At 28.1% G+C, this 17,055-nt stretch carries 18 protein-coding genes; 12 read left to right on the forward strand and 6 right to left on the reverse strand.

Going from position 1 to position 17,055, the window contains the following annotated elements; all coding sequences use genetic code 11:
- Positions 1-158 precede the first annotated feature (158 nt).
- The 6 genes from Q0H31_RS03055 (at position 159) to Q0H31_RS03080 (ending at position 3,900) form a co-directional block, all read left to right on the forward strand.
- Positions 159-683, forward strand: coding sequence for a hypothetical protein (locus tag Q0H31_RS03055; protein WP_295295717.1), 525 nt, complete (start codon positions 159-161; stop codon positions 681-683).
- 14 nt (positions 684-697) lie between these two features.
- Entirely contained in the window at positions 698-1,132 is a 435-nt protein-coding gene (locus tag Q0H31_RS03060; RefSeq protein WP_295295718.1) for a hypothetical protein, read from the forward strand.
- Between the two features lie 86 nt (positions 1,133-1,218).
- On the forward strand, positions 1,219-1,503 hold the full coding sequence (locus Q0H31_RS03065; protein ID WP_295295719.1) for a YtxH domain-containing protein: 285 nt from the start codon (positions 1,219-1,221) through the stop codon (positions 1,501-1,503).
- 21 nt (positions 1,504-1,524) lie between these two features.
- Complete coding sequence (locus Q0H31_RS03070) at positions 1,525-1,917, forward strand: DUF948 domain-containing protein (RefSeq protein ID WP_295295720.1); 393 nt, start codon at positions 1,525-1,527, stop codon at positions 1,915-1,917.
- A gap of 15 nt (positions 1,918-1,932) precedes the next feature.
- Positions 1,933-2,982: a peptidylprolyl isomerase gene (locus Q0H31_RS03075; RefSeq protein ID WP_295295721.1), complete on the forward strand. Its 1,050-nt coding sequence runs from the start codon at positions 1,933-1,935 to the stop codon at positions 2,980-2,982.
- Between the two features lie 9 nt (positions 2,983-2,991).
- The gene (locus tag Q0H31_RS03080) at positions 2,992-3,900 is read left to right on the forward strand and encodes a hypothetical protein (protein WP_295295722.1); all 909 of its coding nucleotides are present in this window, start codon (positions 2,992-2,994) and stop codon (positions 3,898-3,900) included.
- 613 nt (positions 3,901-4,513) lie between these two features.
- Here the strand turns inward: Q0H31_RS03080 and Q0H31_RS03085 are convergent.
- The 3 genes from Q0H31_RS03085 to Q0H31_RS03095 all read right to left on the reverse strand — a co-directional run bounded on the left by Q0H31_RS03085 (position 4,514) and on the right by Q0H31_RS03095 (position 7,172).
- Complete coding sequence (locus Q0H31_RS03085) at positions 4,514-5,251, reverse strand: site-2 protease family protein (protein WP_295295723.1); 738 nt, start codon at positions 5,249-5,251, stop codon at positions 4,514-4,516.
- 94 nt (positions 5,252-5,345) lie between these two features.
- Positions 5,346-6,086 (reverse strand): tRNA (guanosine(37)-N1)-methyltransferase TrmD, encoded by a 741-nt coding sequence (trmD, locus tag Q0H31_RS03090; RefSeq protein WP_295295724.1) that lies wholly within the window; start codon positions 6,084-6,086, stop codon positions 5,346-5,348.
- Positions 6,087-6,542: 456 nt separating this feature from the next.
- Positions 6,543-7,172: a lactate utilization protein gene (locus Q0H31_RS03095; RefSeq protein ID WP_295295725.1), complete on the reverse strand. Its 630-nt coding sequence runs from the start codon at positions 7,170-7,172 to the stop codon at positions 6,543-6,545.
- Between the two features lie 221 nt (positions 7,173-7,393).
- On the opposite strand from Q0H31_RS03095, the gene Q0H31_RS03100 reads away from it, so the two are divergent.
- The 5 genes from Q0H31_RS03100 (at position 7,394) to Q0H31_RS03120 (ending at position 12,384) form a co-directional block, all read left to right on the forward strand.
- Positions 7,394-7,744, forward strand: a complete 351-nt coding sequence (locus Q0H31_RS03100) for a demethoxyubiquinone hydroxylase family protein (protein ID WP_295295726.1) — start codon at positions 7,394-7,396, stop codon at positions 7,742-7,744.
- 47 nt (positions 7,745-7,791) lie between these two features.
- The gene (locus Q0H31_RS03105) at positions 7,792-8,601 is read left to right on the forward strand and encodes a family 1 encapsulin nanocompartment shell protein (protein ID WP_295295727.1); all 810 of its coding nucleotides are present in this window, start codon (positions 7,792-7,794) and stop codon (positions 8,599-8,601) included.
- 111 nt (positions 8,602-8,712) lie between these two features.
- Positions 8,713-9,489, forward strand: a complete 777-nt coding sequence (locus Q0H31_RS03110; RefSeq protein WP_295295728.1) for a YdcF family protein — start codon at positions 8,713-8,715, stop codon at positions 9,487-9,489.
- 91 nt (positions 9,490-9,580) lie between these two features.
- Entirely contained in the window at positions 9,581-10,549 is a 969-nt protein-coding gene (locus Q0H31_RS03115; protein ID WP_295295729.1) for a beta-ketoacyl-ACP synthase III, read from the forward strand.
- 659 nt (positions 10,550-11,208) lie between these two features.
- Positions 11,209-12,384, forward strand: coding sequence for an acetyl-CoA C-acetyltransferase (locus tag Q0H31_RS03120; RefSeq protein ID WP_295295730.1), 1,176 nt, complete (start codon positions 11,209-11,211; stop codon positions 12,382-12,384).
- Positions 12,385-12,476: 92 nt separating this feature from the next.
- On the opposite strand, the gene Q0H31_RS03125 is transcribed toward Q0H31_RS03120, so the two are convergent.
- Positions 12,477-13,799 carry an MATE family efflux transporter gene (locus tag Q0H31_RS03125; RefSeq protein WP_295295731.1) on the reverse strand — a complete coding sequence of 441 codons (1,323 nt, stop codon included), beginning with the start codon at positions 13,797-13,799 and terminating at the stop codon, positions 12,477-12,479.
- A 269-nt stretch (positions 13,800-14,068) separates the two neighbouring features.
- Here Q0H31_RS03125 and Q0H31_RS03130 point away from each other — a divergent pair, with 269 nt between their 5' ends.
- Positions 14,069-15,067 carry a DUF2157 domain-containing protein gene (locus Q0H31_RS03130; protein ID WP_295295732.1) on the forward strand — a complete coding sequence of 333 codons (999 nt, stop codon included), beginning with the start codon at positions 14,069-14,071 and terminating at the stop codon, positions 15,065-15,067.
- Positions 15,068-15,372: 305 nt separating this feature from the next.
- On the opposite strand, the gene Q0H31_RS03135 is transcribed toward Q0H31_RS03130, so the two are convergent.
- Together Q0H31_RS03135 and Q0H31_RS03140 are read right to left on the reverse strand one after the other, a co-directional pair.
- A complete protein-coding gene (locus Q0H31_RS03135) occupies positions 15,373-15,798 on the reverse strand; it encodes a DUF2752 domain-containing protein (RefSeq protein ID WP_295295733.1) in 426 nt (141 codons plus the stop codon).
- A complete protein-coding gene (locus Q0H31_RS03140; RefSeq protein ID WP_295295734.1) occupies positions 15,798-16,784 on the reverse strand; it encodes a VWA domain-containing protein in 987 nt (328 codons plus the stop codon). The genes Q0H31_RS03135 and Q0H31_RS03140 overlap by 1 nt, the downstream gene beginning before the upstream one ends.
- Between the last annotated feature and the right edge of the window lie 271 nt (positions 16,785-17,055).

Consider the following 17,055-nt stretch of genomic DNA (forward strand, 5'->3'; position numbering starts at 1 on the left):
TTAGCTATTTATATTATAAGGAATACCTACTTTATTTTAACTAAAAAACGTGCAATATCTATGGCTCCTAAACACAATTAATTATAAAATATTCTTGATTTTTTAATGAAAATGCTATACCGTAATATCAATATTACATTTTAAAAAGGAATATCACTATGAAAAAAAATATTCCAATAATAGTTCTAAGCTCAGCAATTGCAGGTGCCGGCGTTTCTTATTTTGTTTTTAAGCAAATACAAAAATCTTATTTTTATATTAAAAGCTATGACAAAAAATTTGAAATGAAGTTTTCTAATAAATGGCATGTATCAAAAGAAAAAAATGAGCTTAATGAAAACTCAAACCTTGAACTAATTAACAATAAAGATTCTCTTTGCTTTATAATGTTCTCTAAAAATAAAACTGAAGTGAATAATATAACTTTAGAAGAATACAATCAAAATACAGTAAATGGTATTAGAGAAAATAATATAATATTAAGTTCTAATAAAATCGCTATACATAAAAAGAATGTTTATATTACAGAGTTTTATTCTAATTATAAAGATGTTGATGTGCATTATTCTATATATGTGCTTGAAACAAATAATTATTATCATCAATTTATGATAGCTTCTATGAGCGGTAAAAATTATTATAGTAAAATAAAAAATATATTATCTACTTTAAAAGAAATATAATTATTATAAACACTATGAAAAACAAATTAAAATATATTTTTATATTATTATTTTTATTTGAAATTAGTTTATTTTCAGAACAAAGAATATTTTTATCATCAAATTTAATAGGAGATGATTTGAGAAAAGAAATTATTAATTGGGTGAAAAATAATTCAATAAACGAAGAAAATTATAAAATATTAGATAATGGTTTTATATATTTTTTTTATGTATCAAATATAGATGATAATAAAAATAAGTTTTTATGTTTTGACATTACTTTTAATTTGCAGCATGACAAGTTTATAGTAGATTTCTCTAATCCTAAAATATTTGATAAAGAAAAAAATGAAATAAAAGATTTAGAGTTCAGCACTATAAGTAAATTAACAAAAACAGGCTGGTTTAAATCATATAATGAAGAGATAGATAAAATAGTAGAGGATATTGAAAATATAATAAGCTAAATTTATATTTATTAGTATGTTGACAAAAAGAGTAATTACATTTAATATCTTAGAAGATAATTATATAACATTAGGAGGATATTTTTATGACTAAAGGAATATTTTCTTTTATACTTGGTGTAAGTGCCGGCGTTGCATTAGGTTTATTATTTGCTCCAAAAGCTGGTGAAGAGACTAGAGAAGACATTAAAGAAACTATGGATAATATTAAATATAAAGTAGATGATTTGTATCATAGAGGAGTTATTAAGACTTCTGAATTATATGAAAAAGGCAGAGAAAAGACTTCTGAATTATACGAAAAAGGTAAAGAAAAAACTTCAGATTTTTTAGATAAAAGAAAAAAGAAATCTGATGAAGTTGATGCTTAATTTTTTGATAGTTATTTAAATATGAGTGATATTACTTTTCAATTAAACGTTATTGCTATATCATTGGCTTTTATAGCTATAGCAATATTAATATTAACTTTGGCTATGTTTTTTGTATTGCTTGCTACACATTTTAGATTTAGCAGCAGATTTGATAAGATAATAGATAATATAGAATCTATTAGCGAAAAAGTTAATAATATAGCAGTATTTGTAGAATCTGAAGCTGACAAAACAAAAAAAAGTTTGTCAGATATGCATGACGCTTTAGATAATGTTACCAGCAGTTTTTATGGTATTACAAACTCGCTTAGAGATTTTACCGATAATTTCAATTTTATGAATATAATTAACTCTATTGTTGGTTTATTTAAAAGAAAAAACAAAACTGATGACGATGAATTTAATTTTTAATTTGTGGAAAGATATATGAAAAAAAAATTATTATTAATAAGCTTTATACTATTTGTTTCTGTATGTTCTTTATATTCTAATGAAGATTTCGCCATAAAAATAACAGATGCTGATGGAAACTTAAAAAAACTTATCACTAAAAATGAGTTTCTTAATGATGTAACAAATTTAATAACATTAAGAGGCGGTAATGAAGAGGCTATTAATATAATTATTACAAATGAATTGCAGTTATGGCAAATAGCTAATCAAATAATAGAGCAAGAGGTTTTGTATATTAAAGCTGTAGAAGAGGGCTATGATAAAGATAGTGATTTGATGGCGAGAATAGAAAAAGAAAGAGATAATCAAATAGTGCAATTATATATGCAAAAAAAAGTGCCTAAAGATTTTAGTGTTGTAACAGATGCTCAAAAGAGAAGTTTTTACAATACAAATAAAAACCGTTTGCATCCAAATGTTACTTTTGACCAGTTATCTCTTCAAATAGAATATGCTATCATTCAAGAACGTATGCGTAATGAATATAATAAAATATTGCAGAATGCTAAAACTAACTACACTAAATTTGAATATTCATCTGCTAAAGACCCTTGTATTACAATAGAAGAAACAACTATTCCATTATCTAAATTTAATGAAATGTTTAATGAAAATCTAAAGCAAGCTGGAGATAATATTCCGCCTGCATTAAAGGCACAAGCACGTGATAGTATGTTTAATGCTTTTGCTGCTATGGAAGTTATGCTTTATGATGCAAAAAAAACAGGTTTCTATGATACACCAGAGGCTAAATCTTTAGATAATCTAATAACAAGAAATGCTGTTACTGCAAACTATATAGATAAAACTATAAGGGCTAAAATACCTAAGCCTACTGAAGAAGAAATTAATCAGGCTTATAAACAATATGGAGCTATATATAAAATAGATTCTCTTCCATATCAAGAAGCTCAAAAAGCATTAGAGACTTTAGTAATAGAAGCTAAAACTCAGCAAATATATCAAGTATTAATTGCTCAGTTAAGATATGGCTACAGTATAGAAAAAGATTTATCTCTATAAAATATACTCATGAAAATAAGAGTTTTATTTATATTAATAATATCAATTACCGTAAGCCGACTATCTTATGCTTCAAGAAATGATTTTTATTTTGATATATCTCCTCTAATAGAAAAAAATAAAATGTTTTCTGTGGGCATAGGAGGCATATATTATGAATATAACTCTTGGTTTCAGGATTATAAATTATATATAAATGACCCTCTCGACCAAAATATTAGTAAAAGAAATTTATCATTTACATTTATGCCGTATTTTATGGTGAGACCTATTAATTTTTTGGAATTAGGAGTATCTGCAAGTTTTATATATCAAAGGCAAGATACAAGGCAAGATTTAACAGGGCTTACAAATATGACTGATTCTTTTAATTTTGATGCTATAAATGCAACAGCTAAAGTAACATTTTTGGATTGGTATTTATCATTGGGTGCTAAAGTTGGAATGAGCTATAATTTTTCTCAAAGTATTCTTGGTGAAAACAGAGATGCTTTTAATTTTAATGGGGCTTTTTTACTTGGAATAGTGCCTAAAGTAATACCGCTTAATATATTATTTGCTTATGTGTTTGATACAAGAGATAATTTACAAAGAGATATATTGGAGTTGGGTGAGATAATTGGAGGAATTGAGCTAATAACATCTCCTTTTATGACATTATATACAGGTGTAAGTTACGTTTTTCCGTATCAGCCCAAAAAAAGAGATTATTCTTATTTAGAGCCTTTCGTAAAGTTTAAAGCTACAATATCAGATTTTTTATATATGACCATTACATACCGAAAAATTATACTTGGTACAGGAAATGTTCCAAACACATCAACTGTTGATTTTTCTATAGAATATATGTTCTATGGACCGGGTGATTGGTGGTATTTGGGAAGACCGAAAGAGAAAAGAAAACAATATAGCTACTAATTTTTAAGTTTATTAAAAAAATATATTTCACTGTTTTGTTAGTGGTGGCTTTGCCCCCTGCGAAGCGTACCCGAAGGGTAAAAACTTTGACGAAGTCCGCAGAGCGTAGCTGTGGGAAAAAGTTGACAGAAAATATTTTTATGTTTTTTATTCTCGGGGGCTAGCCCCCGCACCCCCAGTTCTTTTGCCGATAGGCACCTACTCGGTACGACCGAAGGGAGTCCTTCAGGGCGACCGTAGGAAATGCCCTTGCGGCGTGCCACAAAGAACCAAAAAGGCTGCATTTTTATTATAAATTTTATAATTTAATTGTACATTAAAATGCACTCCCCCGCACGACTAAGAAGTTATAATTAAAGCATAGCATTACCGTGCGGAAAACTCATATGGCGAATACTTCAAAAAAAAAAAATAATTGTGAATAAAAAAGCAATACCACCCGCACACCTAAAGGGCTATGATTAAAACAGAGTATTGTCGTGCGGCAAGCCGCTACGGCGAGTAGTGGTACAGCTCATACGCGGGAAAAAGAACAATAAAAAATTGATAGAAAATTATTGTTTTAATAATGCATTAATTAAAAATTAAATACATTATTAAATAGATATATTAATTATATAGAAAATAATGCATTAATAGAATTGCCCAATATATATGTTGCTATGGTTTGTATAAAAGAAAGTATAGTTCTTAATATTCCAAAGAAAAGTAAGGCATATAATATTAAAAAACCATAAGGGTATATTCTGTCATAAGTATTTTTGCCTTTGTTTGATAAGAAAAACCTTAATATCCAACCGCCGTCTAATGGAGGAAAAGGAAGCAAATTAAAAAACATAAGCATTATATTAATCATATAGAACATTATAAGCATTGTAATTACTATTGGCAATGCATTTAAAAATATATTAGTAAGTATATTTAAATTGGCTTGTAATGCCATTATTAATTTGTATATTACAAAAGTGCCGTCCACAGGAAAAGCTAAAATCTTTATTATAATAAAAGAAACAGTAGCAAGCATTAAATTAGCAAAGGGTCCAGCAAAAGACACTAAAGCTTGGTCTCTTTCAAAATTAGAAAAATTTCTTGAATCTACAGGAACAGCTTTCATCCAACCTATAACAGGTATGCCAGTAACAGCAGCAAGCAAAGGCAATACAACACTTCCAAGTATATCTATATGAGCAAATGGGTTCAATGTCAATCTTCCTAAACTTTTAGCAGTATTATCTCCAAAAAAATAAGCAACCCTCGCATGGGAATATTCATGCATACTAGCTGATATTATAAAAACAACATATGATATTATTCCTATTGATAATCTATTAGCAAATATTTCACTTACCATTTTTATTATATTCTCTCTATATTTTTAAATTCTCTTTTAGTAAATTTTCTTAATAATAATATATTAAAAACAATATAAATGTCAAAAAGAAAAATTATAATGTTTTGTTAGTTTTATCTATTAAATAATTAAATATAGTCTTTATGTCTTTTTTTGATAAATCAATATTTTTAAACATATCAGAACGATTAATAAAAGTTTTTATAATGCTTCTCTCTCTCCTATATTCTTCTATAAGTTTATGATTACCAGAAATTAAAACATCAGGCACTTTCATATTATCTATTTCATAAGGTCTTGTATACTGTTCGTATTCTAAAAGCCCATTAGCATTCTCTTCAAAAGTATCATTTACCACAGATTCGCTATTATTAAGCACCCCCTTATATCTGCATATTGCATCTATAATCAAAAGTGCTGGTATCTCTCCGCCGCTTAAAACATAATCACCTATACTTATAGTTTCGTCAGCATATTTTTTTTCAACTCTATAATCTATGCCCTCATAGTGCCCAAGTATTAATGTGATATGTTCTTTTTTTGACAGCTCTTTTATTTTTTCTTGAGTCAATGTTTTTCCGGAAGGAGAAAATATTATAGTGTGTCCTTTGTTGTTACTCTCAAAATATTTTTTAAAAATAGTGTAGGTCATAATCATACCCGGTCCTCCGCCATAGGTATAATCATCACATTTTTTATAATTTCCCTCTCCAAACTCACGCATATTAACAATATTAATATCAACGGCATTGCTTTCTTTTGCCATAGATATAACACCGCTGTTTAGAGGGCTTTCATAGAAGTTAGGGAAAAGTGTAAGTATATCAATTATCATCTAACAAAATCCAAGAGATGTATTTTTTTATTATTTATTATTATTAAAAAATAATATACTAATTCATGAAAAAAGTAAAAATTTTCAGAGCATAATTACTTTATAATATGGAGTAACTTTTTAAGTTTTTTTAATTATTCGTAGGGTTTTGCCAAGAATATTTTTTTAGTTTTATTGTTCTCGGGTACTAGCACCCCCACTTCTTTTGCGACCGAAGGAAGTGCCGGCGGCGTGGCCCAAAGAAGCAAAAGGACTGCATTTTTATTATAAATTTTATAATTTAATTGTACATTAAAATGCACTCCCCCGCACGACTAAGAAGTTATAATTAAAGCATAGCATTACCGTGCGGTAAGCCCTCGACCGTAGGGAGTGCACAGCTAGGCGAGTAATGCGGCAAGGTGGTACAGCTCGTACGCGGAAAAAGTTGATAGAAAACAATTATTTTAATATAAACTAAAAACCTAATTCTTCATCTATAAATAATATATGTATTCTATTTCTTATATGGCATTTATTTATAATTACGGTATAAGAACATAACCTATCTTCTATATTACAATTCTCATTACAAATCATATCCCCTACACTGCAAGGATTATTTACTTTAAATCTTATAGAGTTTTGTGAAGCTGCAAAATCTTTAGCTCTCTTTAATGCATCATCTTGAGTATTTGCAATCTTATTTCTTCCTACAATTAAATAAACTTTTTTTGGTCCGTAAATCATAGCAGAAACTCTATTTCCGCTTCCATCTATAGCAATAACATCTCCATTTTTACTTAAAGCATTAGCAGAACATAAATATACATCAGCAGTAAATGCCTTAATCTCTGCTTCCGCTTTTAATTCTTTATTGTTTCTGTCTACAAAATTTTTATAATCTTTTAAATCTTCTAATATACCCATCTGATTAACACTCGCACTTCCGCCAAATGTTATAACATCATCTTTTTTTATTTGAGATAATAAAAACTTTTTAGCTTCTTCTTTATTAGAAAAGCTATCAAAAGCAAAACCTTTTTTAGTAAAATTAGTTTTTAAAATGTTAGACAAATTATTAAAATACTCTTCTTGAATAGTCATAAAAAACTCCATAAAATAGTTTAATAAAATAATTTTAACTAAATAACTTAAATAAATTATACTCAATATAAAAATATTTGTAAATATATATTATTTTTTCTTTTTATATTTGTTTTATATGTTGACTTTTATATTTTTTTATACTATACTTATTATTAGTAATTAATATTAATAAGTAATTTATTGTATTAACATAATTAGGTATTTCAAAGGAGGAAAGTATGCCTAGTTTTGCAAATCCGTTTAATGCAAATGTTGAAAGAAAAATAAGTAAAGAAGAATTAATACAGGCTGTGAGATTAGATATAGCTGGGGAATTGGAGGCTATATATTTGTATGATGCTCATTATATGGCTACTGATGACCCTGTTGCTAAGGCTGTGCTTGCTGATATTCGAGATGAAGAGAAGGCTCATGTCGGCGAACTTATGGCTCTTTTAAGACATTTAGACTCTAAAGAGGCTGAACATTTTGCTTCTGGAGAGATGGAAGTAAAAGAGATGATGGAAGAGTTGGGAATAAAAGAACCAGATTTATCAGGCCTCACAGTAGGAAGTTTGAAAAAAGAATAATAATTACTATAATAAATAGTATAAAATTAAATTAAAAAGGAGAATATATGGACTTTTTAGCAAGAGATGGTTCGCCTTTTGACAGCGACTTTTGGAGCAAAATAGATAAAACAGTAATAGAAACTGCAAGCAGAACTTTGATAGGAAGAAGGTTCTTAAGTATATACGGACCTTTAGGTTCTGGTACTATAAGCGTGCAATATGATAGAAATGACAGAGAAGAAGTTTTTCAAGACGGTATAGTAAAAACTTCAGGAAGGCATTCTGTGGAGCTTCCGCAGTTATATCAAGACTTTACTCTTCTATGGAGAGATATAGAAAATAATGAAAAAAATAAAATGCCTTTAGATTTATCTGTAACATCATTTGCAGCACAAACTTTATCAAATAAAGAAGATGAATTAATTTTTTATGGTAATGAGTTTGTAGGAGTTACTGGAATACTAAACACTAAAGGCGTACAAAAATTAAAAATTAGTGATTGGTCTACTGGTGAAAATCCTTATATTGATATTGTGAAAGGTATTAATATGATTAGAGAAAAAGGAATAGTTGGAAGAATAATATTAGCTCTAAGTCAGGGATTATTTTTTGACTTACAGAGAATACAGCAAGGTACTGGCATGACTGAAGCTCAAAGAATAACTAATATGATTCATAATCTATACAATATACCTACAATAAAAGGCAAAAAAGCTGCTATTATATGTGTAGAGCCTCAATATATAGATTTGGCTGTTGGGGTTGATATGTCTACTGCTTATTTAGAGCAAAAAGACCTTAATCATACTTTTAGAATAATGGAAACTGTTTTGCCTAGGATAAAAGAACCTGAAGCCATTGTTGTATTAGAATAATCCCCCCAATAATTTTTTAATATATAATATGCAAAAGTAAGTAATATTTTAATGCAGCTTACTTTTGCTTTTTTATTTATATAGTTTTATTAAAATATAACGGAATAATTTATGTGCTACAAAAAAATAGCAGAATATATAAACATATTAGCAGATTTTTGCGGTAAGAGAGATATTAGTTCTTTGAATAAAAAAGAATTAAAAAATAAATACAATATAAATCAAGCAGATATTATAGTATTATTTGGAGGAAGCATAATTGCTGGAGGAGATATATTTGCTCAGGCTATAAAAGAAAAAATTGCTAAAAAATATATAATAGTTGGAGGATACGGGCATACAACAGATTCATTAATAGATAACATAAAAAAAATAATACCAGATATAAATTACAAAACAGAAGCAGAAATATTTAATGAATATATAAAAAACAAATATAATGCAGAAGCAGATTTTCTGGAATGCAGCTCTACAAATTGCGGAAACAATATTACAAATCTATTAGAAATAATAAAAAAAGAACAATTAGATTTTAATAATATAATCTTAATTCAAGATGCCGCTATGCAGCTAAGAATGAGTGCAGTTATAAAAAAGTATATAGATAAAAGTATAGAAGTTATTAACTATGCAGCATATAAAGTAAAAGTAATAAATGAAGACTCAAAATTAATTTATGACAACTACCCTCTTGGAATGTGGAACATAGAGAGATATATTAATCTTCTTATGGGGGAGATACCAAGATTAACAGATAATGAAGAAGGCTATGGACCAAGAGGCAAAGACTTTTTAATTCATATAGATATACCAGAAAAAGTAGAGAATGCATTTTTAGAATTAAAAAAATATTATCCCAATATGGTAAGAGAGGCAAAAGAGAGCTAAAAAAGAAAAATAGTTACTAATAACTATATCATTTTTTAAAAAAACTAATATATTTTATACTTAGGAAAGTATATTTAATTTGGAGCTTACAATGAAAAGAGCATTTATTAAAGACATAGCCTATTATGTACCAGAAAAAATATTAGACAACAAATATTTTGAAAGCATATTAGACACCAATAACGAATGGATAGTAACTCGTACAGGTATAGAAACAAGACATATGGCAAGGGCTGATGAAACCATATTTGAAATGGGATTTAATGCAGTTAAAAACTTAGAAAAAAAAGGAATAGATTTAAAAGAGGTTGATGCTATATTAGTGCCTACTGTAACAAAAGATTATATATTTCCATCTATGGCAGGACAATTACAAAAAGCATTAGGGCTTAATCATTGTTTTGCTTTAGACTTATCTGCTGCTTGCTCTGGATATATATATGCATTAAACACAGCTACTTCTTTAATAGAAAGCGGTCAATGCAAAAATGTACTTATAGTTTGCAGTGAAAAACTTACTAAAGATGTTAACTGGAAAGATAGGGGAACTGCGATTCTTTTTGGAGATGCTGCCACTGCTTCATTAATCACAACAAGAGAAGATGGAAAAGGAATAATAGGCATGCATATGCAAAGTGAGCCGGATATGAGCATAGTTCTTAATGGCGGAAGTGTTTGCCCTATAAGAGCAGATGATTTGGAAGCTCCTGAGTTTAAAATACATATGGATGGTTCTGAAACTTTTAAGAGAGCTGTTACTGAGTTTTCTAATAGTATAGATAAAGTTTTAGAATCTACTGGCAAACAATTAAGCGATGTTAAATATTTTGTACCGCATCAGGCAAATTTAAGAATAATGCAGGCGGTTGCTAAAAGAATAGGTCTTCCTATGGAAAAAGTAAGCGTTGTATTAAATAAATTCGGAAACTGCTCTTCAACAAGTATAGGCTTAGCTTTAACTGATGCTTTGGATAATAACAAGATTAATGACGGAGATTTAGTTCTTCTTACAGGATTCGGCGGCGGATTTACTTGGGGTTCTACTTTAATGATTTGGTAATAAAACCTTTTCAAAAAAATATATAAGGATAGCTTTAAGGCTATCCTTTTTCTTTTTAAATAAAACATTTTATAAAAATATTAATTTTAAAAATTAATATAAATATATTAGACTTATTTCAAAACTAAATTAATAAATATTTATATTGTTTTTAATTTAATATTTAGTATGTAAGATATAATTAGTATTATTTTATATAATTTCTTAGATATAAAATTTAACTACTTGTGTTTTTTGCAACTTTTTGCCACGGGAAAAAGTTGAATAAAATAAAAAACTTATATAACAAAATTTTTAAGTTTTGAGTAGACTAGCCCCCGGTTCTTTTGCCAATAGGCACCTACTCGCTGCAACCGAATGTAGTGCCTACGGTATTGCCGCAAAGAAACAAAAAGTATGTATATTTATTACTAAAATAATTAATTATATACTTTTTAAAATTAAATGATTTTGTCAAGCACTTTTGAAACAAGTCTATTATTATTTTTTATAATACAAAATGATTTTTACTCATTTTAAAATATTGTTTAAATGCTGAAAAAGTTATAGATTATTTTTTTATTATACACTATAAAACATATCAAAAACAAAACTGTTGTAAAACATATTTTTATTGACTATACTATACACAATAACTTTTTTATTAGGAGATTATGTTTATGAGAGAAATAGTAATAGCAAGTGCTGTTAGAACGCCTGTGGGTAAGTTTTTAGGCTCATTTGCAAATACTTCAGCCGTAGAGCTTGGCACTATTGCAGTAAAAGAGGCTTTAAAAAGAGCAAATATTAAACCAGAGCAAGTTGATGAGACTTATTTTGGATGCGTTATACAATCAGCACTTCTTCCAAATGTTGCAAGACAGGTTTCTGTTAATGCTGGGATACCGGTAGATAAACCTGCTTTAACTATAAACATATTATGCGGTTCAGGACTTAGGGCTGTATCAATGGCAGCACAGATGATTAAAGCAGGAGATGCAGATATAGTTGTTGCTGGGGGCACTGAAAACATGAGTATGGCTCCGTATACTTCTTCAGCTATGAGAATGGGGGCGAGAATGGGAGAAACAAAAATGCAAGACACTTTGCTTAATGATGCTCTTATATGTGCTTTTGAACATTATCATATGGGTGTTACTGCTGAAAATATTGCTGAAGAGTGGAAAATAACAAGAGAAGAACAAGATGAGTTTGCTTGCAGAAGTCAAAACAGAGCCGAAGCTGCCATAAAAAGCGGAAGATTTAAAGATGAGATAGTGCCTGTTACAATTAAAACTAAAAAAGGAGAAACAGTAGTAGATACTGATGAGCACCCAACATTCGGTACTACTATGGAATCTTTAGCAAAATTAAAACCTGCATTCAAAAAAGATGGTACTGTTACTGCCGGCAATGCTTCTGGTATTAATGATGCTGCATCTGCTGTGGTGCTTATGTCTAAAGAAAAGGCTGATGAACTTGGAATTAAACCTATGGCTAAAGTTTTGGGCTATGCTACACATGGTGTTGAACCGAGGATAATGGGTATTGGACCGATAGAGGCTAGCAGAAAGGCTTTGAAAATGGCTAATCTCACTGTTGAAGATATGGATTTAATAGAAAGTAACGAAGCTTTTGCTGCTCAATCTATTGCTGTTGCTCGTGAATTAAAATTCAATATGGATATAGTTAATGTTAATGGAGGTGCTATTGCTATAGGGCACCCAATAGGAGCATCAGGAGCGAGAATACTCACCACACTTTTATACGAAATGAAAAAACGTGGTTCTAAAAAAGGTCTTGCTACGCTTTGTATAGGAGGCGGTATGGGTACTGCTTTAGTTGTGGAAATGTAATCTATAATTAATATCATAAAATATAAAGGGTTAAAGATTGTTTTAGCCCTTTTATATTGCTTAAATTATTTAATTAAATATAATTATTTTCTTTATACTAAATTATTAACATTACTAATCAATTTATTTCTGCTATTAATAAAAAATATAAATGCAAAAATGCTTGTTAAAATCTCTGCAACTGGAAATGATAACCATACACCTGTCATATTAAAAACACTCGATAAAATAAATATAGAAGGCATTATAAATATAAAACCTCTTAATATAGATATTATAAATGCCTGCTTTGCTTTGTCTTTAGCAGAAAAATATACGCAAGTAATGATATTGTATCCCACAAATATAAATGCTGTAAAATATATGCGAAGTCCATTAACCGATATTTTCTGAAGTTCTTCAATATTATCTCTATTAAAAACAGAAGTTATTTCATTAGCAAATAAATAAGTAATGATATAAACAAAAACAGAAATGCTAATTGATAAAATTACAGCATATTTATATATTTTGTTTATATTATCTTCATTGTTGTAATTGATACTTATAATAGGCTGCACACCCTGCCCCATTCCTGTAAATATCGCTATAATTACTAATGCAATATTTGCAGTAATTCCATAAGCTGCAACTCCTACATTTCCTGCAATATTTAATATTATTATATTAAAAGCTAAAATAACAAAACCTGATGAAACTTCAGTTACTAAAAAAGACACCCCAATAGAAGATACTTCAAAAAATTTTATAAAACTAATATTAGGCTTAACTATAAAAAAACTATTTTTCTTTTTTATAAACAATGTTGATAATATTAGTATACTCACAACAGGAGAAAATACTGTTGCAAGTACAGCTCCGAATATACCCATATTTAAAGGAAATATAAATATATAATCAAAAATAATATTAAATAAACTTCCCATAAGCATAGCAATCATAGCAAGTCTTGGGTGATTATCATTGCGTACAAAACCTAAAAGCACATTATTAAGCATAAACATAGGAGAAAATAAAAGTATCATCTTTATGTAAATATTAGTCATAGTATGTATATTTTCTTTAGCACCCAAAATATATGCTATATGAGATGTGAATAAAATACTTATAACAATAAATAAAATGGATATTATCAATATATAAATTAAAGAGTTAGTAAATACAATATTTGCTTCATCGTTTTTATTTTGTGCTTTTAATATAGCATATTTAGTTGCAGAACCCATACCAAGCATTAATCCGATTCCATTAACAAAATTAAAAATAGGTATAGCGATGTTCAAGGCAGTAAGTCCGTCAGAGCCTATTCCCCTTGCCACAAAAAAAGTATCTGCAAGTATATAGCAAGATAAGCCAATCATACCAAGCACATTAAGCGATACATACTTAATAAATAGATAAAATATATTATTCATAAAAAAATACCTATAATAAAAAAAACGTTTGCGTTCATACTTTCTAAGGCCTACGGTATGAATACAAACGTTTAAAATAAATTTATCCGGCGACAAATTTAATTATTTTTAATATATATTGTTTTCAGTAAAATTTTTATAAAGCTAATTTTATATCATTATCATAATATTACAATATATTTTTTAATAACAATATGCAATAATTATTTATTTAAAAAATTAAGAAATATGTTAATATTATAAAAAAATAATTCTAAATATTATTACCAATGAGCAGTAAAGAAAGATTTATTTTAAAAGAAATAAAAAAATGGTATAAAGATAATCTCATATCTGAAGAGCAATTAAAAACATTATCTTCAAAATATAGTAACAACATATATCTAAACTGGGAGCCTATAATAAAATCAATAATGATAACAGGAATAGTGTTAGTAATGATTGGTTTTATAGCTTTTATTAGTTTTTATATATTCTCAATTTATTTTATAGCATTTTTATTCACGCTTCTTTTTATTTCAGGATTTATAATCAATGAAGTAATGATAAAAAAAGAAATAAATCTTCCAAAAACTTCTGCTGTGATAGTAGCATTATCTTCTATATTTTTGGCATGCGATATATTTACAATTTATTACATAATCTTTGAAAACAAAAATAATTATACAATAATATTTTTAATCACTATAATAATATTTTTTATAATAGCCTATATTAAAAAAAATTACATAGTGCTTTCAATAGCATTAATATCAGCAATTACATGGTATGGTTTTGAAGGCTTTGATTTTCCTTATATTGATTCTTATATATTTAATATCAATAATTATATAAGACTTATTTTAATGAGTGCTGCAGTATTTTTATTAGGCATTACAGATACTAATGTAAAAATACTTGGAAATAAATATTATCTATTTTCAAAAATATTTTACACCATTGGAATATTATATTTAAACATCGTATTAGCAATTATGAGCATATTCGGAACTTATGACACAGTAATATTATTTAAAGACAACAAAGCAGAAACTATAACATACAGCATTATATTTTTAATCACAAATATTATAATGCTTAGTTTGGGTATAAAAATAAAAAAGATGTCTATAATAAAATATTCTATATTTTTTATATTAGCTAATATGTATATAAGATATTTTGAATATTTTTATTTATCTATGAACAGTTGGATATTTTTTATAATACTTGGAGTAATAACAATTTTAATAGGAATATTGATAGAGCGAATAATACAGAACAGTTAGTAGATTTTGATTAAGTATTTTTTAAGTTTTTTATTTGCGGTGGCTTTGCCCCCCTGCGAAGCGTGCCCTTAGGGTAGCACCCCCACTTCTTTTGCGACTGAAAGGAGTCCTTCAGGGCGACCGAAGGGAGTGCCTGAGGCGTGACACAAAGAAGCAAAAAGGCTGCATTTTTATGATAAATCTGATAATTTAATTGTACGTTAAAAAGCACTCCCCCGCACGCCTAGGAAGTTATAATTAAAGCAGAACATTGTCGTGCGGCAAGGTGGTACAGCTCGTACAAAATATAATTGTTTAGGTATACACTAATTATTTTTTACTAAATTCAAAATTTCCAATATAGTGTAAACATGGCTACTATAATTATATGTAAAAGGCTCTTCATACGGAAAACTATTTATAAATCTAAAAACATACACACCTATAAAAATAATTATTAAACAAATTATTAAAAAATTATTGTTGTATATACTATCAAATATTTTTACTTTTTTTCTAAAAGCTATTATAACAAATAAGAATAAAGGCAGAGGAAAAAGAGGGTGATATTTGAAAGCGTTTTTAAAATCTAAATTAAGTGCATGTATATAAGCTCTTGTCATGCCGCAGCTTGGACAAGGGAAACCGGTAGTTGCTCTAAATAAGCATAAATTTTCTACTGCCAATTCTTTATTAAAATTGACACAGAATATTAAAATTAATAATATACAAAATTTAAAAAACTTATCCATTATGGTATAATCAAAAATCTTGTAGAAGATAATATAATGCTTAATGCAATACATATTAAAGCTATTATAATAAAAGGCTTATATAACTCTTTGTATTGAATAAGGTTGTCATCTGTGATTGGCTTTTTTTCTAATCTGTCTATTGTGTTATAAACATTATCTAATGCAGAGCTTGTTTTAGCATTAAAATATTTCCCGCCTGTTATGCTTGCTATTTCAATTAATGCTTTTTCATTGAGTGTAAAATCTGCTCTAATCCTTCTTTTACCGTAATTAGGGTCTGTATATGTTACCCAAGCATGACTTCCAGCAGCATCTCCAATACCTATCGTGTAAATTTTTATATTAAAGTTGGAAGCTATTTCTGAAGCAAGTTTAGGGTCTATTTCACCAGAATTATTTTCTCCGTCTGTAAGAAGTATTATTACTTTCTCAGCATCATCTTTTACGCTCCTAAGCATATCAACCGCAGTAGCAATTCCAAGCCCAATAGAAGTAGAACCCTCTTCATCAATTTTTATATTATTAATCTCTTTTTCTAATGAAGTATAATCAAAAGTGGAAGGCGAAAGCACAGAAGCCCTTAAAGCAAAAGCAACCAAACTAATTTTATCAAAATTTCTTTTTTTTATAAAATCAGACATAGTTTTTTTTGAAGCCTCAAGCCTTGTAGGAAGCATATCCTCAGCCATCATAGAAGGAGATATATCAACCACCATAGATATATATATGCCCTCTCCGTTAATATTAGCACTGCTGTCTACCGTAGCAGGACGGGCTAAACCTATTATTGAAAAAGTTAAGCCTATCATTAAAAGTATAAACGGTATATCTTTGGCATAATATTTTGATTTTAAAGTATGAGCCATACTTACACGCGGATGCTTTACAGAATAGAGATGATTTTTTCTTGTTTTTATATATATAAAAGTGATAATAGGTACAATTAATAGTAATAGTAAAAATTGAGGATTAACAAACAACATTCCGCACTTCCATTTTTATATTTAGTTTATTATATAATAGAATATATAATAAATCTATATAAAAACTTGTATGATATTTGGTTTTATACAGACTAAAAATTTTTAAGTTTTTTATTATTTGTGGAGACTAGTCCCCCCTACTTCTTTTGGTGACCCAAAGAAGCAAAAGGACTGCATTAAAAAAACTAGCTTTTAAGCATATCCAAAAATATAAATATTATTTTATACCAATACATATTCCAACATACAAATTGTACTTTTTGCAACTTTT

It is taken from the genome of uncultured Brachyspira sp., assembly GCF_934747485.1.
Taxonomy (GTDB): domain Bacteria; phylum Spirochaetota; class Brachyspiria; order Brachyspirales; family Brachyspiraceae; genus Brachyspira.